This is a genomic window from Microbacterium sp. M28, assembly GCF_025836995.1.
Taxonomy (GTDB): Bacteria; Actinomycetota; Actinomycetes; order Actinomycetales; family Microbacteriaceae; genus Microbacterium.
Window position 1 is genome coordinate 549,112 of the sequence record NZ_CP107546.1, and the last position, 23,768, is coordinate 572,879.

General features: G+C 68.5%; 18 protein-coding genes and 7 pseudogenes. 18 read left to right on the forward strand and 7 right to left on the reverse strand.

Features of this window, described 5'->3' with window-relative positions:
• The first annotated feature begins 176 nt into the window (after positions 1-176).
• Both OED01_RS02590 and OED01_RS02595 read left to right on the forward strand, forming a co-directional pair.
• The gene (locus tag OED01_RS02590; RefSeq protein ID WP_264156851.1) at positions 177-1,661 is read left to right on the forward strand and encodes a MalT transcriptional regulator family protein; all 1,485 of its coding nucleotides are present in this window, start codon (positions 177-179) and stop codon (positions 1,659-1,661) included.
• 357 nt (positions 1,662-2,018) lie between these two features.
• Positions 2,019-2,216, forward strand: coding sequence for a response regulator transcription factor (locus OED01_RS02595; protein WP_264156852.1), 198 nt, complete (start codon positions 2,019-2,021; stop codon positions 2,214-2,216).
• Positions 2,217-2,220: 4 nt separating this feature from the next.
• Here the strand turns inward: OED01_RS02595 and OED01_RS02600 are convergent, their stop codons facing one another.
• On the reverse strand, positions 2,221-2,547 hold the full coding sequence (locus OED01_RS02600; RefSeq protein ID WP_264156853.1) for a carboxymuconolactone decarboxylase family protein: 327 nt from the start codon (positions 2,545-2,547) through the stop codon (positions 2,221-2,223).
• 217 nt (positions 2,548-2,764) lie between these two features.
• On the opposite strand from OED01_RS02600, the gene OED01_RS02605 reads away from it, so the two are divergent.
• The 9 genes from OED01_RS02605 to OED01_RS02640 all read left to right on the forward strand — a co-directional run bounded on the left by OED01_RS02605 (position 2,765) and on the right by OED01_RS02640 (position 8,555).
• Positions 2,765-3,148, forward strand: coding sequence for a PLD nuclease N-terminal domain-containing protein (locus tag OED01_RS02605; protein ID WP_264156854.1), 384 nt, complete (start codon positions 2,765-2,767; stop codon positions 3,146-3,148).
• A 19-nt stretch (positions 3,149-3,167) separates the two neighbouring features.
• The gene (locus OED01_RS02610; protein ID WP_264156855.1) at positions 3,168-3,407 is read left to right on the forward strand and encodes a DUF6325 family protein; all 240 of its coding nucleotides are present in this window, start codon (positions 3,168-3,170) and stop codon (positions 3,405-3,407) included.
• Positions 3,373-3,561, forward strand: coding sequence for a DUF6325 family protein (locus OED01_RS16455; protein ID WP_413231621.1), 189 nt, complete (start codon positions 3,373-3,375; stop codon positions 3,559-3,561). Before OED01_RS02610 ends, OED01_RS16455 begins: the two co-directional genes overlap by 35 nt.
• Positions 3,562-3,607: 46 nt before the next feature.
• The gene (locus OED01_RS02615; RefSeq protein WP_264156856.1) at positions 3,608-3,943 is read left to right on the forward strand and encodes an SHOCT domain-containing protein; all 336 of its coding nucleotides are present in this window, start codon (positions 3,608-3,610) and stop codon (positions 3,941-3,943) included.
• A gap of 36 nt (positions 3,944-3,979) precedes the next feature.
• Positions 3,980-5,356 carry a sulfatase-like hydrolase/transferase gene (locus OED01_RS02620; protein ID WP_264156857.1) on the forward strand — a complete coding sequence of 459 codons (1,377 nt, stop codon included), beginning with the start codon at positions 3,980-3,982 and terminating at the stop codon, positions 5,354-5,356.
• A 463-nt stretch (positions 5,357-5,819) separates the two neighbouring features.
• Positions 5,820-6,317 carry a hypothetical protein gene (locus tag OED01_RS02625; RefSeq protein ID WP_264156858.1) on the forward strand — a complete coding sequence of 166 codons (498 nt, stop codon included), beginning with the start codon at positions 5,820-5,822 and terminating at the stop codon, positions 6,315-6,317.
• Positions 6,318-6,395: 78 nt separating this feature from the next.
• Positions 6,396-7,784 (forward strand): MDR family MFS transporter, encoded by a 1,389-nt coding sequence (locus tag OED01_RS02630; protein ID WP_264156859.1) that lies wholly within the window; start codon positions 6,396-6,398, stop codon positions 7,782-7,784.
• Positions 7,781-8,098 (forward strand): hypothetical protein, encoded by a 318-nt coding sequence (locus OED01_RS02635; protein ID WP_264156860.1) that lies wholly within the window; start codon positions 7,781-7,783, stop codon positions 8,096-8,098. Before OED01_RS02630 ends, OED01_RS02635 begins: the two co-directional genes overlap by 4 nt.
• Before the next feature lies 1 nt (position 8,099).
• Positions 8,100-8,555 (forward strand): MarR family winged helix-turn-helix transcriptional regulator, encoded by a 456-nt coding sequence (locus OED01_RS02640; RefSeq protein WP_264156862.1) that lies wholly within the window; start codon positions 8,100-8,102, stop codon positions 8,553-8,555.
• Positions 8,556-8,869: 314 nt separating this feature from the next.
• Here OED01_RS02640 and OED01_RS02645 read toward each other — a convergent pair whose 3' ends face one another.
• From OED01_RS02645 to OED01_RS02655, 3 genes and pseudogenes are all read right to left on the reverse strand, one after another.
• Positions 8,870-9,139, reverse strand: a complete 270-nt coding sequence (locus OED01_RS02645; RefSeq protein WP_264156863.1) for a hypothetical protein — start codon at positions 9,137-9,139, stop codon at positions 8,870-8,872.
• A pseudogene (locus OED01_RS02650) lies at positions 9,082-9,750 on the reverse strand (NADPH-dependent FMN reductase). Before OED01_RS02650 ends, OED01_RS02645 begins: the two are co-directional and overlap by 58 nt.
• 71 nt (positions 9,751-9,821) lie before the next feature.
• Positions 9,822-10,520 (reverse strand): helix-turn-helix transcriptional regulator, encoded by a 699-nt coding sequence (locus tag OED01_RS02655; RefSeq protein ID WP_264156864.1) that lies wholly within the window; start codon positions 10,518-10,520, stop codon positions 9,822-9,824.
• A 179-nt stretch (positions 10,521-10,699) separates the two neighbouring features.
• Here OED01_RS02655 and ilvD point away from each other — a divergent pair.
• From ilvD to OED01_RS02680, 5 genes and pseudogenes are all read left to right on the forward strand, one after another.
• Positions 10,700-12,610, forward strand: a pseudogene (ilvD, locus tag OED01_RS02660) (dihydroxy-acid dehydratase).
• A gap of 34 nt (positions 12,611-12,644) precedes the next feature.
• Positions 12,645-13,622, forward strand: a complete 978-nt coding sequence (locus OED01_RS02665; RefSeq protein WP_264156865.1) for an aldo/keto reductase — start codon at positions 12,645-12,647, stop codon at positions 13,620-13,622.
• Positions 13,623-13,770: 148 nt separating this feature from the next.
• A pseudogene (locus tag OED01_RS02670) lies at positions 13,771-14,716 on the forward strand (pyridoxal-phosphate dependent enzyme); the annotation flags it as partial.
• Positions 14,717-14,862: 146 nt separating this feature from the next.
• Positions 14,863-16,490 (forward strand): annotated as a pseudogene (locus OED01_RS02675) (sodium-dependent transporter).
• The gene (locus OED01_RS02680) at positions 16,487-16,624 is read left to right on the forward strand and encodes a methionine/alanine import family NSS transporter small subunit (RefSeq protein ID WP_264156866.1); all 138 of its coding nucleotides are present in this window, start codon (positions 16,487-16,489) and stop codon (positions 16,622-16,624) included. Before OED01_RS02675 ends, OED01_RS02680 begins: the two are co-directional and overlap by 4 nt.
• A gap of 13 nt (positions 16,625-16,637) precedes the next feature.
• On the opposite strand, the pseudogene OED01_RS02685 reads toward OED01_RS02680, so the two are convergent.
• Positions 16,638-18,031 (reverse strand): annotated as a pseudogene (locus OED01_RS02685) (MFS transporter).
• 149 nt (positions 18,032-18,180) lie between these two features.
• Between OED01_RS02685 and OED01_RS02690 the strand changes: the two are divergent.
• Positions 18,181-18,582 (forward strand): hypothetical protein, encoded by a 402-nt coding sequence (locus tag OED01_RS02690; protein WP_264156867.1) that lies wholly within the window; start codon positions 18,181-18,183, stop codon positions 18,580-18,582.
• Between the two features lie 15 nt (positions 18,583-18,597).
• Here OED01_RS02690 and OED01_RS02695 read toward each other — a convergent pair whose 3' ends face one another.
• Both OED01_RS02695 and OED01_RS16460 read right to left on the reverse strand, forming a co-directional pair.
• A complete protein-coding gene (locus tag OED01_RS02695; RefSeq protein ID WP_264156868.1) occupies positions 18,598-18,945 on the reverse strand; it encodes a hypothetical protein in 348 nt (115 codons plus the stop codon).
• A 244-nt stretch (positions 18,946-19,189) separates the two neighbouring features.
• Positions 19,190-20,081 (reverse strand): annotated as a pseudogene (locus tag OED01_RS16460) (LysR substrate-binding domain-containing protein).
• Positions 20,082-20,247: 166 nt separating this feature from the next.
• On the opposite strand from OED01_RS16460, the pseudogene OED01_RS02705 reads away from it, so the two are divergent.
• A pseudogene (locus OED01_RS02705) lies at positions 20,248-23,612 on the forward strand (bifunctional proline dehydrogenase/L-glutamate gamma-semialdehyde dehydrogenase).
• Positions 23,613-23,768 lie beyond the last annotated feature (156 nt).

The window sequence follows — 23,768 nt, forward strand, 5'->3', positions numbered from 1 at the left end:
GTGCGGGGAGACGCTGACGTGTTGACGACGCTGCTCGACAGCAAGATCCAGGTGCCGAACGCTCGTGAGGGGGCGGTGAGCCGCAGGCTCCTCATAGAACGGGCGAGGCAGAGCGGAGCCCGCGTCGTTTCGGTCGCCGCTCCGGCGGGGTACGGCAAGTCCACGCTGCTCGCGGAGTGGGCGGCCGAGGAGCGCCGCCGCGTGGCCTGGGCTTCCTCGACCGCACCGATGTCGACCCGGCCGCATTGCTCTCGGTGATCGCCGCGGCATCCGTCGGGATCTCGCCCGCCGTCGCGGGGGTCGTCGACGATCTGCGCGGCATCGGGACGGCCGCGCTCGGACGGTCCGCCCCGCTGCTCGCCGGCGCGCTCGCCGCGGCGCCCGAGGAGTTCGTCCTGTTCGTCGACGACACGCACTGGGCCGAGTCCGACGAATGCCAGGATGCCCTGGAGATCCTCATCGCGCGTGTGCCGGTCGGTTCTCAGGTGGTCATCGCCGGTCGACGCGAGTCCGCTCTCGTCTCGCGCCTGCGTGCGATCGGGGACGCGTGGGAGATCGGGGTCGACGACCTGGCGCTCGGCCAGGACGGAGCGCGAGCGATCTTCGAGGGCGCCGGGGCCGGGCCCATCGCCGACGAACGCCTGGACGTCATCGTCGAGCACTGCGAGGGGTGGCCGACAGGGCTCTTCCTCTGCGCCCTGGTCGCGAAGGGCGGCGGCGACCCAGCTGCTGTCACGGGCGAGGACCGGTTCGTCGCGGACTACCTCTACCGCGAATGCATCGCGCGTCTGCCCGAGGACACGCAGGCGTTCCTGCGCCGCAGCTCGGTGCTCGAGCGCCTATCGGCGGCATCCTGCAACGCCGTGCTGGAGATCGAGGACTCCAGCGCTCGACTCCGGGACCTCGAGGGGGCCAATCTCTTCCTGATCGGCCTCGATCGGCACCGCGGACGGTTCCGCTTCCACCCGTTGTTCCGCGAGTTCCTGATCACCGAACTCGAACGCGCGGAAGGCGCGGCGAAAGTGGTCGAGTTGCATGCACGCGCCGCCGACTGGCACGAGCGCGACGGCGCGGCCGCCGAGGCGGTCGAGCACCTCCTCCAGGCAGGGGACGCCGAACGCGCGGCCGAGCGCATCGCGGAACTCAGCCTGCCGATGTACCAACGCGGTGAGGTGTCCACCGTCAAGCGCTGGCTGGCGGAACTCGGCGACGATGTGGTCCGCAATCATCCGCCGCTGATCGTGTCGATGGCCTGGACGGGCATCCTGCTCGGCGACGTCGCAGCCGGAGAGCGCTGGTCGATCATTCTGGAGGCGTTCGACGACGCGGTTCTGTCCGACGAGGATCGGGTTCTGTTCGCCTCGGCACGCGCCATGATCCGCGCGGCGCTGTGCGAACGCGGACACGAGCGCGTCCTCCAGGAGGCCGCGTTCGCGATGGCGCACGAACCGACCTCGAGTCCGTGGCGCGATCAGGCACTGCATCTGTGGGGTTCGGCCCGCCTGCTCATCGACGACTCGGCGGGGGCGAAGGCGGCGTTCGAGGAGGCTGTGGATGTCGCGGTGGCTGCGGGAACACTGACACCGTCATCCTCAGCGCCCCGGAGCTCGCGCTCCTCGCGATCGACGACGGACGGTGGGATAGTGCCCGCGACCACGTGAGGCGCGCGGTCGAGGCCATCGACGCGAGTCACATGGACGGCTACCCCACCACCGCGCTCGCGCTCGCCGTCGCCGCCAGGGTCGCCGTGCGCGACGGTGACCGCGAAGCGGGCGCGCGGTTGCTCGCTCGTGCGATGCGCGCTCGGATCGGGTGCACGCATCTGCTGCCGTACCTTTCCGTCAGGGCCAGAATGCAGCTGATCCGAGCGCACGTCGCGCTCGGCGATCGAGCGGGAGCGCGGCATCTCATGCGCGAGATCGACGACCTGCTCCGTCGGCGTCCTGATATCGGCGTGGTGTCGACACAGGTGGAGCAGCTGCGTCTTTCGCTCGCGGCCGAACCCACGGCAGGCGGGAGTGCCTTTGACCCCGGCCGAGCTGCGCCTGCTTCCCTACTTGCAGACGCACCTGACGATCGCCGACATCGGCCGACGGCTATTCATCTCGCGCAACACGGTGAGCTCCGAAGTGGGGTCGATCTACCGCAAGCTCGGAGTCACGACTCGCGGAGCCGCGGTGGATCGTGCCCACGAGATCGGATTGCTCGGCGGCTGACCGATCAGATCTCGGAGTCGGCGACGAGGTCGTCGTCATAGCCGAGAGCGGCGGCTATCCTCGGGGCCGCCGCCACGGCCCGCGGCGGCCCGACATCGCTGATCAGACCCTCCAGTACCGCGACGATCTCGGACACCGTCACACCGGCGGTGACGGCTCCGTCGATCGCCGAGCGCATCGATGCGGCAGGTGCATCCGCCGCGATCAGCGCCGAGATGCGCACCAGCGAGATCGTGTGCGCGTCGAGCGCATCAGACCATCCGTCCTCCGCGTCGTCCGCGGCGGCGGGGTTGTCGACGCAGAGGCGCCTCAGCCGGTCGACAGCATCCACGGGTTCCTCCTCCGGGTTCGCGTGCTGTGAGGCGAACCGTCCGCATCCAGTGCACCGCGGCCGGACGTCGGGCGCACCATGCGAATCGCGTGATCCGGCTCGAGTGCGGGCTGTTCACGCGATTCGCATGATGCGACCGCTCGGACCGCGTGGCTACCTTGGCGCAGGGGTCGCTGCTCGGCGTCCCGCTGATCGCTCGCTCGGAAAGGGCACTGTCATGGGTTTCTTCGACTTCCTGCTGTGGATGCTGTGGATCTATCTCGTCATCCTCTGCGTTTGGACCTTCATCTGGATCTTCATGGACATTTTCCGCGACAGCACGCTGAGCGGATGGGGCAAGGCCGGATGGGTGATCCTGCTCATCGTGCTGCCGTTCCTGGGTGCGCTCATCTATCTGATCGCCCGCGGCGGGTCGATGGCGCACCGTCAGTCAGCCGAGATGAATGCCGCGGCGCAGGCCAATGCGGACTACATCCGCAGCGTGGCAGGCGCCTCGGCGTCGCCTGCCGCCGAGATCGAACGCGCACAGGGTCTGCTGTCCTCGGGAGCGATCTCGCAGGCCGAGTACGAAGCATTGAAGGCCAAGGCGCTCGCCGCCTGATCGGAAAGCGGGACACATCATGGCTGATCTGGAATTCGGGCCCGTCGAGTTCGTACTCGCGGGCTTCATCGGGGAAGAGCCCGACCCCGTCGTGATCGAAGCGATCGCTCAACTCGTCGACGCAGGCACGGTGCGCCTCATCGATCTGCTCCACGTCTCACGAGACCTGGACGGAGTCGTCCGCTGGGTCGAAGTGGACGACGCCGCAGATCGAACTCGGCAGCATCGAGCTCGTCGCGTCGGGCCTCGTCGCGCATGAAGACGTCGAGGCGCTGGCCGACGGTCTGACGCCCGGAAGCTCGGCACTGCTGCTGGCTGTCGAGCTGCTGTGGGCGAAGCATCTGGCCTCGGCCCTGGCGGCGGGGGGGGCGGACGGGTCATCGACTCGGTCCGCATCCCTGCACCGATTGTGAACGCTGTCGTCGCCGAAGCCGTCGGCGTCTGAGAAAGGACGAGCACATGCCTCTCATGGGACGAATGGGTCGACCGGGTCTGATCGGAATGGCGGCGCGCACCGCCGTGGTCGCCGGGACGGCGACTGCCGTCAGCGGGAACGTCGCCAGACGACAGCAGCACCGTGCCGAGGAGAAGTACGAGCAGCACCAGTACGAGCTGCAGCAGGAGGCGGCGGCGATGGCTCCACCCGCGCCGCCGTACACCGCACCGGCACCGGCTGCGCCGGAAACCGGCAGCACCGACGTCGTCGCTCAGCTCCAGCAGCTGGCGACACTGAAGGCACAGGGCGTGCTCAGCGACGCCGAGTTCGAGTCCGCCAAGGGCAAGCTGCTCGGCTGACTGCCGCAGCTCGACGACGCAAGGCAAGGAGACGACATGACGAACGACCCCAGCACCATCGCGGGGACCCCGCTGCCGCCCAGTAGGACGCTGCCGTTCCCGCCGAAGGCATCGGGCAGCTTCGTAGGCCGCACCCTCGCCGATTCGGACTATGCGCCGCTTCCGCCGCAGCGTCACCTCGGCGACGACGCCCCGAACATCGTCGTCATCCTGATCGACGATGCGGGGCCCGCGCTGCCCGCTCCGCTGGGCGGCGCGATCAACACGCCGACGCTGGAGCGCATCCGAGGCGAAGGCCTCGGATTCAACAGGTTCCACACCACCGCGATGTGCTCGCCGACCAGGGCGTCCCTGCTGACCGGCCGCAACCATCACCGCGTCGGCTCCGGCCAGATCGCGGAACTCGCCAACGACTGGGACGGCTACTCGGGGCACATCCCGAAATCCAGCGCGACCATGGCAGAGGTGCTGCGCAACTACGGATACTCGACAGGCGCGTGGGGAAAATGGCACAACACACCTGCCGAGGAGACCACTGCGACCGGGCCGTTCGACCGCTGGCCGACCGGATACGGGTTCGAGTACTTCTACGGCTTCCTCGCTGGGGAAGCATCGCAGTACGAGCCCAACCTGGTGCGCAACACTTCGACGGTCCTTCCCCCAAAGACGCCGGAGGAGGGGTATCACCTCAGCGAGGACATCGCGGATGACGCGATCGGCTGGCTGCGAGACCACAAGGCCACAGCTCCGGACAAGCCGTTCTTCATGTATTGGGCGACCGGGGCCATCCACGGACCGCACCACATCATGAAGGAGTGGGCGGACAAGTACAAGGGCGCCTTCGACGACGGCTGGGACGTGTACCGCGAGCAGGCGCTGGAAGGCGCGAAGGCGGCCGGATGGGTGCCGCGGGATGCCGTGCTCACACCGCGTCCGGACAACCTGCAGGGTTGGGACGAGATCCCGGAGGAGCAGAAGCCGTTCCAGGCCCGCCTCATGGAGGTGTGCGCCGGGTTCGCGGAACACGCCGATGTCCAGGCCGGGCGACTCGTGGACGCGCTCGACGAGCTCGGCTATGCCGACAACACGCTCGTCGTCTACATCTGGGGCGACAACGGCTCGTCGGGTGAAGGCCAGAACGGCACCATCAGCGAACTGCTCGCGCAGAACATGATCCCCACGACGATCGACCAGCACATCGCTGCTCTCGAGGAGCTCGGCGGTCTCGGTGCGCTGGGCACACCTGCGACCGACAACCAGTACCACGCGGGATGGGCGTGGGCGGGGTCGACGCCGTATCAGGGCATGAAGCTCATGGCGTCCCACCTCGGCGGAACCCGCAACCCCTGTTCCTGCGCTGGCCGGACCGGATCGCCCACGACCCGGAGCCGCGCACGCAATTCCACCACGTGATCGATCTCGTGCCGACCGTCTACGAGATCCTCGGCATCTCCGCGCCGGAGTCCGTGAACGGCATCCATCAGGATCCCATCGACGGGACCAGCTTCGTCTACGCGGTCGACGACGGCTCGGCGCCGGGGAGGCACCGGACTCAGTACTTCGAGATCATGGCCAGTCGCGCGATCTACTCGGACGGCTGGATGGCGTCGTCCACGGGACCGCGGCTGCCGTGGTTGCCCGGAGCTCCTCCCGGCATCGCCACGTGGACGCCGGATCGTGACTCCTGGGAGCTGTACCACCTCGACGCGGACTGGAGTCAGGCTCACGATCTCGCGGACGAGAAGCCCGAGAAGCTCGCCGAGCTGAAGGAGCTCTTCGCGATCGAGGCCGCCAGGAACGAGGTCCTCCCGGTCGGCGCCGGTCTGTGGGTGCCGGTGTACCACCCCGAATACCGCATCGCCGTGCCGTATACCGAGTGGGACATGACAGGGGACCGTGCGCGTTCCCGAGTTCTGCGCGCCGCGCGCTCGGCAACAAGCCGAATTCGGTCGCGTTGCAGGCGACGCTTCCCGAGAGGGCCAACGGCGTGCTGTACAAGCTCGGCGGCGCGGGCGGCGGGCTCACCTGCTTCCTCGTCGATGGCGTGCTCACCTACGAGTACAACCTGTTCCTCGTGCAGCGCACGACGATCGTGTCGTCCGAGCCGTTGCCGACGGCGACGACGACGATCGAGGTTGAGACGACGTACGTCGAGCCGCGACCCGGCGGGCCGCTGTCGGTCACATTGCGCGTCGAAGGCGTCGAGGTGGGCTCTGGCGTCGTCCCGGTCAGCGCGCCCCTGCTGTTCTCGGCGAACGACTGCCTCGACATCGGGCGCGCATACGGCGGCGCGGTCTCGCGGACCTATGCGGAGCGGATGCCGTTCGCGTTCGACGGTGCGATCGGGAAGGTGCACATCGCCTATATCGGTTGACCGAGAGCAATGGTTGCCCTTTGGCAACTAAAGGTGTATGGTTGATCCAGATCAACTTTCTATGCAGGAGCAGACACCTTGACCTCCACACCTTCCTCCGCTGCCGAGCCCGTGCGCTCGGCCCGCGAGGTCTTCACCGCGATCTCCGGCCTCGTCGTCGGAATGTTCGTCGCCGTGCTCTCGGGCACGGTCGTGTCGACCTCGATGCCCGTCATCATCGCCGACCTCGGCGGCACTCAGGCCCAGTACACCTGGGTCATCACCGCGAGCCTGCTGGCCACTGCGGTCTCCACCCCGATCTGGGGTAAGCTCGCCGACCTCATGGACCGCAAGATCCTCGTCCAGATCTCGCTCATCCTGTTCACGGTCGGAACCGTCATCGCCGGATTCTCGACCGACACGAACATGCTCATCGCCGTGCGCGTCATCCAGGGCATCGGCGTCGGCGGCCTGATGTCGCTCGTCATGATCGCCGTCGCGCTCATCATCTCGCCGCGCGAACGCGGCAAGTACATGGGCGTCGTCGGCGGCATCATGGCGCTCGGCACGATCGGCGGCCCGCTGCTCGGCGGATTCCTCACTGACGCGTGGGGATGGCGTTCCAACTTCTTCGTCGGCGTCCCGTTCGCGATCATCGCGCTCATCCTGCTGCAGTTCACCCTGCACCTGCCGAAGCCGGCGAAGGCCAAGGTCTCGATCGACTACTTCGGCATCGTCCTGCTGGCCGTTGGCGTCTCGACCCTGCTGATCTGGGTCTCGATGGGCGGCAGCCAGTTCGAGTGGGACTCGGTCACGAGCATCGTCCTGATCGTCGGTGCCGTCGCGCTCGCCGCCTTCATCGCTGTGGAGTTCTTCGTCAAGGAACCGATCGTGCCGATGTCGCTGTTCCGGAACCGCACGTTCACGCTCTCGGTGATCGCCTCGATCGCGATCGGCGTCTCGATGTTCGCCACCTCGGTGTTCCTGGCGCAGTACTTCCAGCTCGCGCGTGGCGCGACGCCGACCGAATCCGGCCTCATGACGATCCCGATGATCATCGGCCAGATGGGTGCATCGATCATCATCGGTCAGCTCGTCAGCCGCTTCGGCAAGTGGAAGGCCTGGATGGTCGCAGGCTCCATCCTCGCCGTCATCGGCGTCAGCCTCATGGCGACGCTGCGCTACGACACCCCGTTCACGCTCGTCGCGATCTACATGTTCGTCCTGGGTGCCGGTCTCGGCATGGTCATGCAGAACCTCACCCTGATCGTCCAGAACGACACCCCGCCCACCCAGCTGGGTGCCGCGTCCTCCAACGTCAACTTCTTCCGCACGATCGCCGGCACCATCGGTGTCACGATCATGGGCTCGATCCTCTCGACCAGTGTCGCCGACTACATCGCCGATGACCTCAAGGGCTTCACCCCACCTCGCAGGAGGAGATCGACGCGCTCACGCACCTCGCTTCGGGCGACGTCCCGAAGATGAACGAGCTCCCGGACACCATCCGCACGATCGTCGAATCCGCCTACGGCCTGGGGATCGCGGATGCCTTCATGATCGCCGTCCCGCTCGCCATCCTCGGCGTCATCGCGATCGCGTTCATCAAGAACAAGCCGCTGTCCACCAAAACCGCGGCCGAGGAGCTCCGTGAGCAGGCCGAGGAATCGGTGATCGAGATCGCCGAGGCCGAGGTGGCCGCATCCCTCAACACGACCGGCGCCATCCGGATCGACGGGACGCAGCCCTCCACCGGTTCGGTGTCCGTGATCGAGCGCGAGGATCAGGAGCGGGGACGCTGACATGGCCGCCGCCGGCACCGTGGCATCGGCAGATGTCGACGACGCGCTCGCGGAGTTCCAGGGGCACCTGAACCTGATCTTCACGAAGGCGCGCTCGCTCTGGAAGGAGTCCGCTGCGCGGATCCATCCCGACCTGCAGCCAGCGGGGTACAAGCTGCTGGCGTCCATCGCGCGGGCCGGAAGCACGAACGGGCATCAGCTCGCCGAGCTCTTCGAGATGGACAAGTCGGTCGTCAGCCGCCAGGTGCGGATGCTGGAGGAGCTGGATCTCATCGAGTCCCGCCCCGACGAGAACGACGGACGTCTGCGAGTGCTGACCGCGACCCCTGCGGCCTGCGCGGCACTCGCGGACGTCCGCGGAGATCACGCCCAGCGCCTGCGGGCGAGCATCACCGGGCTCACACCGGCCGAGCTCCGGACGGCTTCGAAGGTCTTCCGCCTCCTCGCGGAGGCATGACCGGGTGGCCGACCCCTGCATCGCTGGAAAGGGCAGTACGGCACGGTGCGCACGCGCGCGACTGTGCCGCACTGCCCTTTCGTGTGATCGGCGGCGCTGCGCTGCGCTCGTAGACTGGCCAGCATGAGTGACCAGCCCGCCGAGACGCCAGCGGACGCCGCGTCGTCGCCCGCGGCCTCCATGATCGCCGGGCCCGAACTCGATGAGGCCGTCGCCCGCGTCGAGCATGAGCTGGGACGGCTGTTCGCTCGCATCCGCGTCAGCTGGCGCGAGGCGGCGGTGACAGTGCACCCGGACCTTCAGCCGCTCGGCTATCAGGTGCTCACCTCGATCGCGAGCGGCAAGGCCACGTCGGCCGGCGAGATCATCGAGCGGTTGCAGACCGACAAGTCGGCCGTGGTAAGCAGGTGCGCCAGCTCGAGGAGCTCGGTCTCGTGGAGAGCGTGCCGTCTCCCACCGACCGGCGAGCCCGAGTCCTCGTCGCAACGGATCTCGCGCAGGAGCGCATCGCGATCGCGCGGGCACGCTACGAAGGACGTATCGGCGAGCGCCTCCGCGCCTGGACGGCCGCCGACCTCGACCACTTCGCCGATCTGCTCAACGCCCTCGGCGGCTGAGCGCGATCACGCTCGGGGAGGACCGTCAGCACGCGCTCGATGTGGTCGCGGAACTCCTGCATGTAGTTCGTCAGGAACTCCCTGGTGCTGTCCACACGGACCTCGCCGTCGTAGCGCGAACACGTCGGCGTCGAAGTGGATGTAGGCCTCCGGGGAGGTCATCTGTCGGGCGTTGCAGAAGCTCAGCACCGCCCGAAGGCTCTGCTGCGCCAGGGCCGTTCCGATCGTGCCGATCGAGGCGCCGATGACGCTTACCCGGGATGTGGTCGAACGAGTTCTGGCCCCAGGGCCGGGACGCCCAGTCGATCGCGTTCTTGAGCGCCCCCGGGATCGAGCGGTTGTACTCCGGCGTGACGAAGAGCACGGCATCCGATGCGGCGATCGCATCCTTCAGCGCGAGTGCCGACCCCGGGTAGTCCTGGTCGAGATCGCGGTGTGTACAGCGGAAGGTCACCGATCGGGATCTCGGAGAACTCGAGGTCGTCGGGCGCCAGCCGGATGAGCGCCTTCGACAGCGTGCGGTTGATGGAATCCTTCGACAGGCTTCCGACGAAGTAGCCGACCTTGTACCCAGTCATGACGCGCCCTCCTGCGATGTGATGAAACGGATCCGTTCCAGCTTGCTCCCCATCGCGCGCGGACGGAAGGGTCAGCCGGTCGCAGGGACGTAGAGGATGAGTTCCAGGTTGGGGAACTCACTGGGCACCACCCCGTGCTGCTCGTAGGTGGTGAGCCCGGCGAGCGGATGCCGGAACGACCGTTCGCGCGACACGAAGCCCTCGACATCCCTCTCCTGCCAGATCCGCGCGAACTCCTCGGACGCGGCGCTCACCCGTGCGACGATCCCGTCCTCGCGGGGGGCGCTCAGCCAGCGCCGTGCGTCCGCACGGAACTCGCCCACGAAGCGGCGGCTCTGCTGCGCCCAGTCGGGCAGGAGCCGCCGGAGCTCCTGATCCGTGAAGAGCAGCCACAGCAGGTTGCGATCCTCGGCGTCCAGACTCTCGATGCGCGGATACAGGTGCGCATACGCGACGTTCCAGCCGATGATCGTCCAGTCGGCGGCGAGCAGGAACGCCGGGAACGGAAAGGATTCCAGAAGGCGGCGCAGGCGCTCGGGTGCGTGCTCGGTCGCAGCGGAGGGGGTGGCGATCTCACCGTGCCCTCCGAGGGTCAACAGGTACGTGCGCTCCACGGGTCGCAGCCCGAACAGTCGGCCGAGCGCTTCGAGCACCTGCCGGGACGGATGGATGTCCCTGGCCTGCTCGAGCCACGTGTACCAGGTGACGCTCAGGCGAGAGTGTCGCGACCTCCTCGCGGCGCAGTCCCTGCACCCTTCCCCGTGGGGCATCGGGCAGCCCCAGGGCGGTACGGTCGGTGCGCGCCCGACGGTCGCGCAGGAAGGCGGCGAGCTCCTCGCGGCGTCGACGGTCGGCATCCATCGTGTGCTCCTTCGGCGTCGGGTGGTAGTACCACTACTAGTATCAGCGCCGTCTGGTGAGAAACGCGATTCTCTGGCCGAATGGTGTCATGCCCGCACTCCGCTCTCGCACCATCACCCACGGCCGCAACATGGCTAGGCGCCCGCGCACTGCTGCGCGCCGCCGCAAGCGTGAACGGCGCCGATCTCGGCCGCAAGCCGATCATCGCCGTGGCCAACAGCTTCACCGAGTTCGTCCCAGGACATACGCACCTCCAGCCCGTTGGCCGGATCGTCTCGGATGCGATCTCGGCGGCGGGCGGGATCCCACGGGAGTTCAACACGATCGCGGTCGACGACGGCATCGCGATGGGCCACGGCGGCATGCTGTACTCGCTGCCCTCGCGCGACCTGATCGCCGACTCGGTCGAGTACATGGTCAACGCGCACTGCGCCGACGCCCTGGTCTGCATCTCGAACTGCGACAAGATCACTCCCGGCATGCTCATGGCGGCCCTGCGCCTGAACATCCCGACGGTGTTCGTCTCCGGTGGGCCGATGGAGTCCGGCCGCGCGACCCTGGTGGACGGCTCCATCCGCACGCTCGACCTGGTCGACGCGATCTCCGACGCCGTCAACGAGAACATCTCGGATGCCGACATCCAGCGCATCGAGGAGGAGGCCTGCCCGACGTGCGGATCGTGCTCCGGCATGTTCACCGCCAACTCGATGAACTGCCTCACCGAGGCGATCGGGCTGTCGCTGCCCGGTAACGGATCGGTGCTCGCCACGCACACCGCGCGCAAGGCGCTGTACGAGAACGCCGGTTCGCTGGTCGTCGAGATCACCCGCAAGTACTACGACTCCGACGACGCGTCCGTCCTGCCGCGCAGCATCGCGACTCCCGAGGCCTTCGGCAACGCGATGGCGCTGGACATCGCGATGGGCGGATCGACCAACACGATCCTGCACCTGCTGGCGGCCGCGCACGAGGCCGGGCAGTTCGGGCTCGATGAGATCGACGCGGTCTCGCGGCGGGTGCCGTGCCTCGCGAAGGTCGCCCCGAACGTCGCAGGAGGCGGCAAGACGTACTACATGGAGGACGTCCACCGCGCCGGCGGTGTCCCCGCGATCCTGGGCGAGCTGCGTCGCGGCGGTCTGCTGGACGAGAACGTGCACACGGTGCACTCGGCGACCATGGGCGAGTGGCTGGACGCCTGGGACGTGCGCGGCGGGTCGGCCACGGAGGAGGCGTTCAACCTGTGGCACGCGGCTCCGGCCGGCATCCGCTCGTCGAAGGCGTTCTCGCAGTCCTCCCGCTGGGAGGCGCTGGATCTGGATGCCGCGCGGCTGCATCCGCTCGGTCGAGCACGCGTATTCGCAGGACGGCGGGCTCGCCGTGCTCCGCGGCAACATCGCCGTCGACGGCGCCGTCGTGAAGACGGGGCGTCGACCCGTCGATCTGGACCTTCTCCGGCCCCGCCGTGGTGTGCGAGTCGCAGGACGAGGCGGTCGCCAAGATCCTCGCGAAGGAGGTCACGGAGGGCGACGTCGTCGTGATCCGCTACGAAGGTCCCAAGGGCGGCCCCGGCATGCAGGAGATGCTGTACCCGACGTCGTTCCTGAAGGGGCGAGGCCTCGGCAAGACCTGTGCGCTGATCACGGACGGCCGCTTCTCTGGTGGCACCTCAGGGCTGTCGATCGGGCACGTCTCGCCGGAGGCGGCGTCCGGCGGGATCATCGCTCTCGTCGAGGACGGCGACATCATCACGATCGACATCCCCACCCGCGGTCTGACCCTGGAGGTGTCCGACGAGGTGCTCGCCGAGCGGCGTCAGCGGCTCATCGACGGCGGCGGCTACCGTCCGCGCGACCGTGAGCGCGTCGTGTCGCCCGCGCTGCGCGCGTACGCTGCGATGGCGCTGTCGGCCGACAAGGGCGCCGTCCGCGACGTCGACCGCGTCGAGCGGGCGCTGCGCGAGCAGGAGGCGCGCGAGGCCGACGCGGTCCTGGCACTGTGACCCGCGGACGACAGCGAAGGACAGGAACACGGCGATGAAGTACGTCAACCTCGGTCGAACAGGCATCAAGGTCTCGGAGATCATCCTCGGATGCATGAGCTACGGCGTCTGGGACCGAGGGCCGCACGCGTGGACGCTCGATGAGCAGACCAGCCGCCCGTTCATCCGGCAGGCGATCGAGGCGGGCATCACCACGTTCGACACCGCCGACATGTACTCGGACGGCACCAGCGAGGAGATCGTCGGCCGTGCGCTCAACGACTTCGCCCGTCGCGACGACGTCGTGATCGCGACGAAGGTGCACGGGAAGATGGGCGAGAGCCCGAACCGCCGTGGCCTGTCTCGCGCGCACATCCTGTCCGCGATCGACGACAGTCTCCGTCGCCTCGGCACCGACTATGTGGATCTGTACCAGATCCACCGCTGGGACCCGGAGACCCCGATCGAGGAGACGATGCAGGCCCTCGACGACGTGGTGCGCGCGGGCAAGGCGCGCTACATCGGCGCGTCGTCGATGTACGCCTGGCAGTTCGCCAAGGCGCAGCGCGCAGCCGAGGTGAACGGCCTCACGCGATTCGTGTCCATGCAGGACCAGTACAACCTCCTCCAGCGCGAGGAGGAGCGCGAGATGCATCCGCTCTGTGCGGACGAGGGCATCGGCGTCCTGCCGTGGTCGCCGCTGGCCAGGGGTCGGCTGACGCGCGACTGGGATGCCGAGACGAACCGCTCAGGCACCGACCTCGTGACCCAGGGCATGTACCACGCCGAGGAGACCTCGAACCGGGCCATCGCGGACGCGGTCCGTGCGGTCGCGGAAGAGCGCGGCGTCAGCCGTGCGCAGGTCGCACTCGCCTGGGTGCGGCAGCAGCCCGTGGTGACAGCGCCGATCATCGGCGCGACGAAGCCGCACCACCTCACCGACGCGATCGCCGCGCTCGACCTCGAGCTCACAGAGGACGAGATCGCCCGGCTCGAGGCGCCGTACACGCCCCGTCTGCCCGAGGGGTTCTGACACACCGAGTTGTGGCGCGGGCGTCCGCGGGGTTACTCTCACGGTGTGTCCCTGACCTGTCGTTGTCGTCGCTGAGCGTTCTCGCTCGCCTCGGACGACCCCAGATCACCCCGCGCCATCGCGCGCGCATCCCGTCAGGAAACCACCCGTGCGCTACGCCGACCACATCGCCGACCTCGTCGGACACACCCCGCTCGTCCGCCTCAACGCCGTGACGGCGGGCATCAGCGCCACCGTCCTCGCGAAGGTCGAGTACTTCAACCCCGGTGGATCCGCGAAGGATCGCATCGCGGCATCCATCATCGACGCGGCCGAACGCGACGGGCAGCTGAAGCCCGGAGGGACAGTCGTCGAGGCGACCAGCGGCAACACCGGTGTCGGACTCGCGTTGATCGCACTGCAGCGGGGCTACCGGATGGTGTTCGTCGTGCCGGACAAGTTCGACGGCCCCAAAGTCGCGACGCTGCGCGCCTACGGCGCCGAGGTGGTCGTGACGCCGACGAACGTCGAGCCGAGCGATCCGCGTTCCTATTACAGCGTGGCAGCGCGGCTCGCCGCCGAGATCCCCGGCGCGTTCAACCCGAATCAGTTCGCGAATCAGAACGGACCGCAGGGGCATTTCGAGACGACGGGCCCGGAGATCTGGGCAGACACCGACGGGCGGGTGACGCACTTCGTCGCCGCAGCATCGGCACCGGCGGAACCATCAGCGGCACCGGCCGCTACCTCAAGCAGGTCAGCGACGGGCGGGTGCGGATCATCGGCGCCGATCCCGAGGGGTCGATCTACTCGGGAGGACCGATCCACGGTTACCTGGTGGAAGGAGTCGGGGAGGACTTCCTGCCCGCCACGTTCGACGGCTCGGTCGTCGACGCGTACGAGCGGGTGTCGGATGCCGAGTCGTTCACGATGACCAGACGGTTGGCCGCGGAGGAGGGCCTCCTCGTCGGCGGATCCAGTGGCATGGCGGTCGTCGCCGCGCTGCGGGTCGCGGCATCCTCGGCGAGGACGACGTCGTCGTGGTGCTGCTCCCTGACCACGGCCGCGGCTATCTCGACAAGCTGTACGACGACGCGTGGCTGTCGGCGCACGGGCTCGACATCCCCCACTGACCCCACCGACCGTCGAGTCCCCTGACCGTTCGAATCGCGCGATTTGCTCGAAGTCGGCCGGATTCGAGCAAATCGAGCGATTCGAACCGACCATGTGCAGCCGGAACGGGTGAGATATCGTCGGGAGCATGTCAGCCGCGACCTCGCTCTCGCAGAGCCCGAAGCGTGAAGCCTTCGGCTCGCGCAACGTGTTCATCCTCTCGGCCATCGGGTCGGCCGTCGGGCTCGGCAACATCTGGCGGTTCCCGTACGTCGCGTACGAGGGCGGCGGCGGAGCGTTCCTGATCCCGTACCTGTGCGCTCTGCTGACCGCGGGCATCCCGCTGCTCTTCTTCGACTACGCGATCGGACACCGCTTCCGCGGCTCTGCGCCGCTGGCCTTCCGGCGGATGCACCGCGCGGCCGAGCCGCTCGGCTGGTGGCAGGTGCTGATCTGCGTCGTGATCGCGGTCTACTACGCCGTGATCATCGCGTGGGCGGCCATGTACACGTGGTTCTCCGCGCAGTTGAGCTGGGGCCCCGGCAACGAGGAGGCGTTCTTCGGCATCGAGTTCCTCCAGTCGGAGAACGTCGCCGACGTCGGCCTGTCGACGACGTTCGTGTCGCAGGTCGGCATCCCGCTCGCCATCGTGTGGGTCGTCGTGATCGTGATCATGGCCCTCGGGGTCAAGCGCGGGATCGGACGTGCGAACACCGTGCTCATGCCGCTGCTGACGCTGATGTTCGCGGCACTCGTCGTGCAGTCGCTGTTCCTGCCGGGCGCGATGGACGGCCTCAACGCGTTCTTCACGCCGAACTGGGAGGCGCTCGCCGACCCGGCCGTGTGGGCGTCCGCCTACGGGCACATCTTCTTCTCCCTGTCGGTCGCGTTCGGCATCATGGTGACCTACTCGTCGTACCTCAAGCGCAAGACCGACCTCACCGGATCGGGGCTCGTCGTCGCGTTCGCGAACTCGGGCTTCGAGATCCTGGCCGCATCGGCGTGTTCGCAGCGCTCGGTTTCATGGCCCAGGCGCAGGGCACCGAGGTCTCGGGCGTGGCCGCCTCCGGGATCGGCCTGGCCTTCGTCGCCTTCCCGACGATCGTGTCGCAGGCCGCAGGCGGATCCATCATCGGCGTGCTGTTCTTCGGGGCCCTCGTGTTCGCCGGGATCACCTCGCTGATCTCGATCCTCGAGGTGATCGTCGCGGCCCTGCAGGACAAGCTCGGCTGGGGGCGCGTGCGCACGACGCTGACGGTGGCGATCCCTCTGGCGTTGATCTCGATGGCGCTGTTCTCGACGACGACCGCCCTCACGGTGCTCGACACGACGGATGCCTTCGTCAACGCGTTCGGGATCATGGCCGTCGCGCTCGTCGCCGTCGTGGTGGTCACGTGGCTGCTGCGCAAGCTGCCCCAGCTGCAGGAGCACCTCAACCGCCGTTCAAGCTTCCGCGTCGGCATCCTGTGGCGGATCCTCGTCGCGGCCGCAGCGCCGCTCGTGCTCGGCTACCTGTTCATCACGGGGCTCATCGAGAAGATCACCGAGCCCTACAGCGGATACCCGGTGTGGTTCCTCGGGATCTTCGGCTGGGGAATGGTGATCGGGCTCGTGGTTCTCGCGATCCTGCTCTCGCTCATCCCGTGGAGCGGGCGTTCGCACGCGAAGGACGATCCCGAGTACGACGAGTTCCTCGCCGACGAGCGCTACGACGCGGATCCTGAGACCGCCGCACTGCGATTGCCTGCCGCCGAGCAGAGGGGAGCGGGCGCATGACCACGACAGCCATCATCATGATGATCATCGCGATGCTGACCGTGTGGGGAGGGCTGATTGCGGCGATCGTGAATCTCGCCCGGCACCCCGAGGTCGCCGACGATGAGCCGGAGGCTCCGCCCGTCGAGCTCTGATCGGCGGCGAGGCTCAGGCGGCAGGCGGGGCGACGACGGGTTCTGCGACCTCGGTGACGGGCCGACGGATCCCGATCCACGACACGAGACCCCCGATCGCGAACAGCGCGGCGGTCACCCACGCGGCGTTGTGGAAGCCGTCGAGGTCCAGCATGCCGCCGACGATCGTGGAGAGCATCGCGACGACGAGGAGTCCCGCGACGCGCGAGATGGCGTTGTTGATCGCCGATGCGATGCCGCTGCGGCGCTCGTCGATCGCGCCCAGGATGGCGGCCGTGAGGGGCGCGACCGTCAGCGACAGCCCGACGCCGAGCACGATCATCGCCGGCAGGACCTGCCACCAGTAGTCGAAATCGTCCGAGACGGTCAGCAGCAGCAGAGCGCCGACGGCCATGATCAAGGGCCCGGCCGTCATGAACAGGCGCGGGCCCCATCGTCCGGCCCACGCTCCTGCGCGGGCGCTCAGCAGGATCATGAGGATGGTGATCGGCAGACTCGCGAGTCCCGCCGCGGTCGCGCTGAGGCTTGCTGCCCTGCTGCAGGTACACGCCGATGACGAAGCCGTTCAACGACAGGGCGGCGTAGACGAACAGCGTCGCGAGGTTGCCCCAGCCGAAGTTGCGGATGCGGAACAGCGACAGCGGCATCATCGATTTCTCGGTCCGCTGGCGGAGCAGGAACCCGCCGAGGAACAGGATGCCGAGGACCGCCGGCAGATCCAGATCGCCGCGACGCCCAGCCGAGGTTCGGCTGCTCGATGAGTGCGAACACGACCCCGGCCAGGCCGGTGGCGCACAGCGCACCGCTCAGCCAGTCCACGCGGATGTCGCGCTGATGCTCGGGCAGCCGCAATCGGGCGAGCAGGACGAGGGTCACGGCGATCGGGAGGACGTTGATGAGGAACACGAACCGCCAGGACAGGAAGTCGACGAACAGGCCTCCCAGCAGCGGGCCGACCAGTTGGGCCGACGTGGTGAACGCTGTCCAGACGCCGATTCCGCGGGCCTGGACTTCTCCGCGCATCGTTGCGGTGATCAGAGCCAGCGAGCTGGGGACGAGCAGTGCTCCGGCGGCTCCCTGCGCCGCGCGGGCGATGATGAGCATGACCGGATCGAACGCGAGGCCCACGGCGACCGACGAGACGCCGAACGCGATGAGCCCGATGCGCATCACGAACACGCGACCGTAGGCATCCGCGACCGAACCGGCCAAGAGGATCAGCGCGCTCAACGTGATGAGATACGCGTCGACGGCCCATTGCTGCGTGGTGATCCCGCCGCCGAGCTCGTCGCTGATGGCGGGTAGCGCGACCGTCACCACGGTGCCGTCGAGGAAGGTCACGAACGACGCGAGCACCGCGATGGAGATCACCAGTCGCTGCGTGCCGGTCAGGGATGCCGAGGTCACACCGCGAGACTACGCCCGAGCGGGGACACCGGGGCCGATCCTCCGGATTCGTCATCGACTCGCGCCGTCTCGGGGGCTACTCTGGCGAAAAGGCGGGTCTCCTGCCCGCTTCTCACCGGCGAGAGCCGCAACGACGAGCGAGGTGCGAGATGGATTCGATGATGATGGGCGCCATGTCCGAGGACATGATGTCGATGCCCGGCATGCAGACGATGGACATGGCCGTGATGCAGGCGTGCATGGATGCTTGCGCCGCGTGCGAGCAGGCGTGCACGGTCTGTTCGACGCAGATGATGGACTGCTCGACGGCGTGCATGAACTGTGCCGACATGGCAGGCACGATGATGCGGTCCATGATGCGGATGCAGGGCATGACGGTCGCCAGCATGGAGGCGATGCTCGACGCCTGTATCGCCATGTGCCGGATGTGCATGGACGCCTGCGTGCAGCACGCCGATCACAGCGAGGTCTGCAAGATGTGCGCTCAGTCGTGCCAGGCCTGCATGGACGCCTGCATGGCGATGAAGAACATGATGATGGCGGCGGCCTGACGGTCGGCGCTCAACTCATGCGGTCGCGACGTTGAACTGCGTACGGCCGACGGCGAGGACGTGATAGCGGCGGTGCAGCGCCACCGGGGCGCCCGCTCCGGCTTCCAGTGCGGCGCCGGAACCGTTCCACAGCGCGTGCGCCGTGCCGTCGAGGTCTCGCACGACGAAGTCGCCCGTCACGGCATCCGATGACTCGACGATCGCGTCGACCCAATCGCTCGGCGTCGCCGACGCCAGCCGTGCCTGGATGAGGTGCAGCGCGTGGCCCGGAGCGAACGACGAGCAGACATCACCGTGATCGCACATGCACGCCGCACGCTCACGCACCGAGAGGGGCGAGAAGGCGGGCTGCGGGCTGGTCACGATGTTCTCCTGACGGTCGGGGTGTTCCCGTAAGCGTAGGTCGGCCTCCGCCGCACCGGAACCGGGGCCGACACGCGACGCAACAAAGCGCTCGCTCTCGCTGTGCGGTCACGCTTCGGGTGGGTGGGACACGTCGGATGCCGCACAGGGGCGTGACCGACTCGGCGAACGGTCACGGCCGGAGCGACGTGGATGCGCAGGATGCCGCCGGAAGCGCGACCGAACAGCCGCATGACCGGCGGCGTCAGTGCGGAGCGTGCGCCTCCAGAGCATCCGCGAGCGCGTCGCGCACCGCGGCGACGCCGGCGTTGTCGCGCGATGACGCCCTGGTCGCCGCGAAGATCTCGCGCACGGGCGACCCCGGCAGTTCGAGCAGTCGGACGCTCGCGCGGTCGCCGGTCCACACCAGGTCGGGCAGCATCGCCACGGCGTGCCCCGCGGCCACGAGCCGGGCGTGCGCGACGAGATCGGTCGCCTCGAAGCGCACGTCGGGTTCGAACCCGCCGCACGGCATTGCTGAACGGCCCACCGCCGCACGGCCGCGCCCTGCGGTTCGAGCACCCACGCCCGGTCGCGCAGGTCCGCCAGCTCGGTGGCCGCATCGTCGCGCGGGACCGCCAGGCGGATCGGATCCCGGCCGAGGAGCGTTCGCTCGATGCCCTCGCTCACCGGGCGCGTGTGCCCCGGATACTGCTCGGCCACCACGAGATCGAAGGCTCTGGCCTGCAGCTCGAACAGCGCGACCTCTCCGGTGCCGCTCGCGCATCTCGACGCGCAGCCCGGGCATCCGCTGCGCCAGGACCGTCAGAGCGGACGGGACGAGCGCCTCCGCGGCGGTCGGCATGACCGCGATCCGTACGCGCGCCGGTGCGTTCTGGGACGACGAGAGCTCAGCGCGGGCGGCTTCGTCCAGCTCGAGGGCCCGCGCCGCGTGCGCGCGCGAGCACCCGCCCCTGCGCGGTCAGGCGCACGCGCCGTCCGTCGGGTTCGAGCAGCGCGACCCCGGCGTCGCGCTCCAGCTGCGCGAGCTGCTGCGACACGGTCGAAGCGCTGTATCCGAGCGAGGTGGCGACCTCGGCGATCGTCCCGCGCAGAGCCAATTCGTGCAGCAGGCGCAGGCGTCTCAGTTCGAACACGTCACCTCCTAAAAGCATCGATGAATACGAACAGTATCCATCGTAAACGTGTGCTTTTCGCGACCAATGACTCCGGCGCACACTGGGAGCATGAGCTCCGCCGCGCCTTCGACCGAAGCATCCGTTCTCCGACCTCGCAGACCTCGCCGACGACGCCGTCGCGCTGGTGAGGAAGTGGCTCATCGAGAGCCGCGACGTGCCGGTGGATGCCGCGGGCGAGCGCCTCGCCGGCGTGCTGCGCGATGAGCACGGCCTCGATTTCACGGTCGGCTTCGTCGACGGGGTGGTCCGCCCCGAGGACACGAAGGTCGCCGCCCGCAAGCTCAAGGAGCTCGTGCCGCTGACACCGGCGTTCCTGCCCGCCCCGATGCGTGCGGCGATCGGCCTCGGCGGCGCCACCTCCACGATGCTCCCCGGTGTCGTCGTCCCCGCAGCCAGGGCGGTGCTGCGGCAGATGGTGCGCCACCTCATCGTCGACGCCCGCGACGAGAAGCTCGGCGCCGCGATCAAGCACATTCGCGAGACGCAGGGCGTGAAGCTCAACGTGAACCTGCTCGGCGAGGCCATCCTCGGCCGCGAGGAGGCATCCCGCCGCCTGGAGGGCACACGTCGCCTGATCGAGCGCGACGACGTCGACTACGTCTCGATCAAGGTGTCATCGACCGTCGCGCCGCACAGCCCCTGGGCGTTCGACGAGGCCGTCGCGCACGCCACCGAGGCGCTGCACCCGCTGTACGAGCTGGCTGCCGCGAAGGACACCTTCATCAACCTCGACATGGAGGAGTACAAGGACCTCGATCTGACGATCGCGGTGTTCACCGGCATCCTGGATCGTCCGGAGTTCCGCGGGCTCGAGGCCGGCATCGTGCTGCAGGCCTACCTGCCGGACGCGCTCGGAGCGATGGTGCGCCTGCAGGAGTGGGCGCGCGCGCGTCGCGAGCGACGGCGCACCCATCAAGGTGCGCGTCGTCAAGGGCGCGAACCTGCCGATGGAGACGGTGGATGCCGAGACGCACGGCTGGCCGCTGGCCACCTGGTCGACCAAGCAGGAGTCGGATGCCTCGTACAAGGCGGTGCTCGAGTACGCGCTGCGCTCCGAGCACATCGGGAACGTCCGCATCGGCGTCGCCGGTCACACAACCTGTTCGACATCGCTCTGGCCTGGTTGCTCGCGGAGCGCCGCGGCGTGACGGACGGCATCGAGTTCGAGATGCTGCTGGGCATGGCCAGCGCGCAGGCGCAGGTCATCAAGCGCACGGTCGGCTCCCTGCTGCTGTACACGCCGGTCGTGCACCCGGACGAGTTCGACGTCGCGATCGCCTACCTGATCCGACGGCTGGAAGAGGGCGCGTCGCAGGAGAACTTCATGTCGGCGGTGTTCGACCTCGACGAGGATCCCGCGCTGTTCGAGCGCGAGCAGCAGCGCTTCTTCGCATCGATCGATTCGCTGCCGTCCACGGTCCCCGGTCCGAATCGCACCCAGAACCGTCAGCTGTCGGCACCTGCCGCGCCGACCGACGCCTTCGAGAACACTCCGACACCGACCCGTCGCTCGCGGCCAACCGGGCCTGGGCCGACAGCATTCGCTCTCGGATGGCGACCTCGACCCTCGGGGACGGGACGGTCGCCGACAACACGCTGTCGACGCCGGAACAGGTGAGTGCGGCGATCGCGAAGGCCGTGGCCGCAGGCGAGGCCTGGCGCGAGCTCGGCGCCGAGGGCGCGCGGCGATCCTGCACCGCGCCGGCGAGGTGCTCGAGGCTCGACGCGCCGACCTGCTCGAGGTGATGGGGTCCGAAGCGGGCAAGGTCATCGAGCAGGGCGACCCCGAGGTCTCCGAGGCGATCGACTTCGCGCACTACTACGCCGAATCCGCCAGGGCGCTGGCCGACGTCGACGGCGCGACGATGCAGCCGGTCGGCCTCACCGTCGTGACGCCGCCCTGGAACTTCCCGGTCGCGATCCCGGCTGGCTCGACCCTGTCCGCGCTCGCCACCGGTTCTCCGGTGATCATCAAGCCCGCCCGTCAGGCCCGCCGCTCCGGCGCCGTCATGATCGAGGCGCTGTGGGAGGCAGGAGTCCCGCGCGACGTGCTGCAGTACGTGCAGCTCGACGGCCGGGAGCTCGGACAGCAGCTCATCAGCGACCCGGCCGTCGGCCGTGTCATCCTCACCGGCGGATTCGAGACGGCCGAGCTGTTCCGCAGCTTCCGAAAGGACCTGCCCCTGCTCGCGGAGACGAGCGGCAAGAACGCCATCATCGTCACGCCCTCCGCGGACCTCGACCTGGCCGCGAAGGACGTCGCCTACTCGGCGTTCGGCCACGCCGCCCCCAGAAGTGCTCGGCGGCCTCGCTGGTCGTGCTCGTCGGATCCGCGGCACGATCCGAGCGGTTCCGCCGACAGCTCGTCGACGCCGTTCGGGCCTACGACGTCGGATCGCCCGTGGACGGCTCGAACCGCATCGGCCCGCTGATCGGTCCCGCTGAGGGCAAGCTTCTCGGCGCGCTCACGACCCTGCACCCGGGGGAATCGTGGCTGATGAAGCCGGAGAAGCTCGACGAAGCCGGACAGCTCTGGCGCCCCGGCATCCGCGACGGTGTCGCACGCGGAAGCGAATTCCATCGTGTCGAGTACTTCGGGCCGGTGCTCGGCATCATGACGGCCGACTCCTCGATGAGGCGATCGACATCGTGAACGACATCGACTACGGGCTGACCAGCGGCATCCACTCGCTCGACGAGGAAGAGATCCAGCAGTGGCTGGCCTCGGTCGAGGCGGGCAACGTCTACGTGAACCGCGGGACCACGGGTGCGATCGTGCAGCGCCAGCCGTTCGGCGGGTGGAAGAAGGCCGCCGTCGGTGCCGGATCCAAGGCGGGCGGGCCGAACTATCTGATCGGGCTGTCGGATTGGACGGATGCCGAAGTGCGAACGGACACCGCCCTGGACGAGCTCGCCTCGTCCGCGGTCGCCCTGGTCGATGGGGCCGATGCCTCCTGGCTGCGCGGCGCGCTCGCGACCGACATCGACGCCTGGGCAGCCGAGTTCGGCGTGGTGCGCGACGCGACCGGTCTCCTCACGGAGCAGAACGTCCTCCGCTACCAGGCGGTGCCGGTGACGCTGCGCTTCGAGGGCGAGCGTGTGGTCGAGCTCCTCCGCGTCGCAGCAGCCGGGCGCCGCGCCAGGGCTCGTGTGACGGCGAGCGTGGCGACGCCTCTGCCGTCGCCCGTGGTCACCTGGCTGGGTGCGCATGACGTGACCGTCATCGTCGAGGACGCCGACCGGTGGGCCGCGCGGGCACGACGGCTCGCCGCATCGGACGGGCGCGTCCGCCTGATCGGCGCGAATGCTTCGTCGACGGCCGAGGCCGTCGAAGGGGCGCCGAGCCTCGCCGTGTATGCGAACCCCGTGGTCGCAGCCGGCCGAGTCGAGCTGCTCACGTTCCTGCGCGAACAGGCGGTGTCGATCACCGCCCACCGCTTCGGCACCCCTCGCCGGTACGACGTGCCGGTGCTGGCGCCGGTGCGCTGAGGACTGGATCGCAGAACTCGCCGTTCCGACGTGCCCGAGCCCTTCTAGGTCGCAGAACCTGCCGCTTTCGGGCGCGGATGACGGCAGATTCTGCGACCTGGATGCTTAACCTACCCCCGGGGCGTCCGGAGACAGCAGCGTGCCGGGCTCCGCTCA

Coding starts and splice junctions, on each gene's coding strand:
- OED01_RS02620 (WP_264156857.1), top strand. CDS start 3,980: ATGACGAACGACCCCAGCACCATCGCGGGGACCCCGCTGCCGCCCAGT.
- OED01_RS02680 (WP_264156866.1), top strand. CDS start 16,487: ATGACCACGACAGCCATCATCATGATGATCATCGCGATGCTGACCGTG.
- OED01_RS02605 (WP_264156854.1), top strand. CDS start 2,765: ATGGGTTTCTTCGACTTCCTGCTGTGGATGCTGTGGATCTATCTCGTC.
- OED01_RS02635 (WP_264156860.1), top strand. CDS start 7,781: ATGAACGAGCTCCCGGACACCATCCGCACGATCGTCGAATCCGCCTAC.
- OED01_RS02690 (WP_264156867.1), top strand. CDS start 18,181: ATGGATTCGATGATGATGGGCGCCATGTCCGAGGACATGATGTCGATG.
- OED01_RS02615 (WP_264156856.1), top strand. CDS start 3,608: ATGCCTCTCATGGGACGAATGGGTCGACCGGGTCTGATCGGAATGGCG.
- OED01_RS02665 (WP_264156865.1), top strand. CDS start 12,645: ATGAAGTACGTCAACCTCGGTCGAACAGGCATCAAGGTCTCGGAGATC.
- OED01_RS02610 (WP_264156855.1), top strand. CDS start 3,168: ATGGCTGATCTGGAATTCGGGCCCGTCGAGTTCGTACTCGCGGGCTTC.
- OED01_RS02640 (WP_264156862.1), top strand. CDS start 8,100: ATGGCCGCCGCCGGCACCGTGGCATCGGCAGATGTCGACGACGCGCTC.
- OED01_RS02655 (WP_264156864.1), bottom strand. CDS start 10,520: ATGCCCCACGGGGAAGGGTGCAGGGACTGCGCCGCGAGGAGGTCGCGA.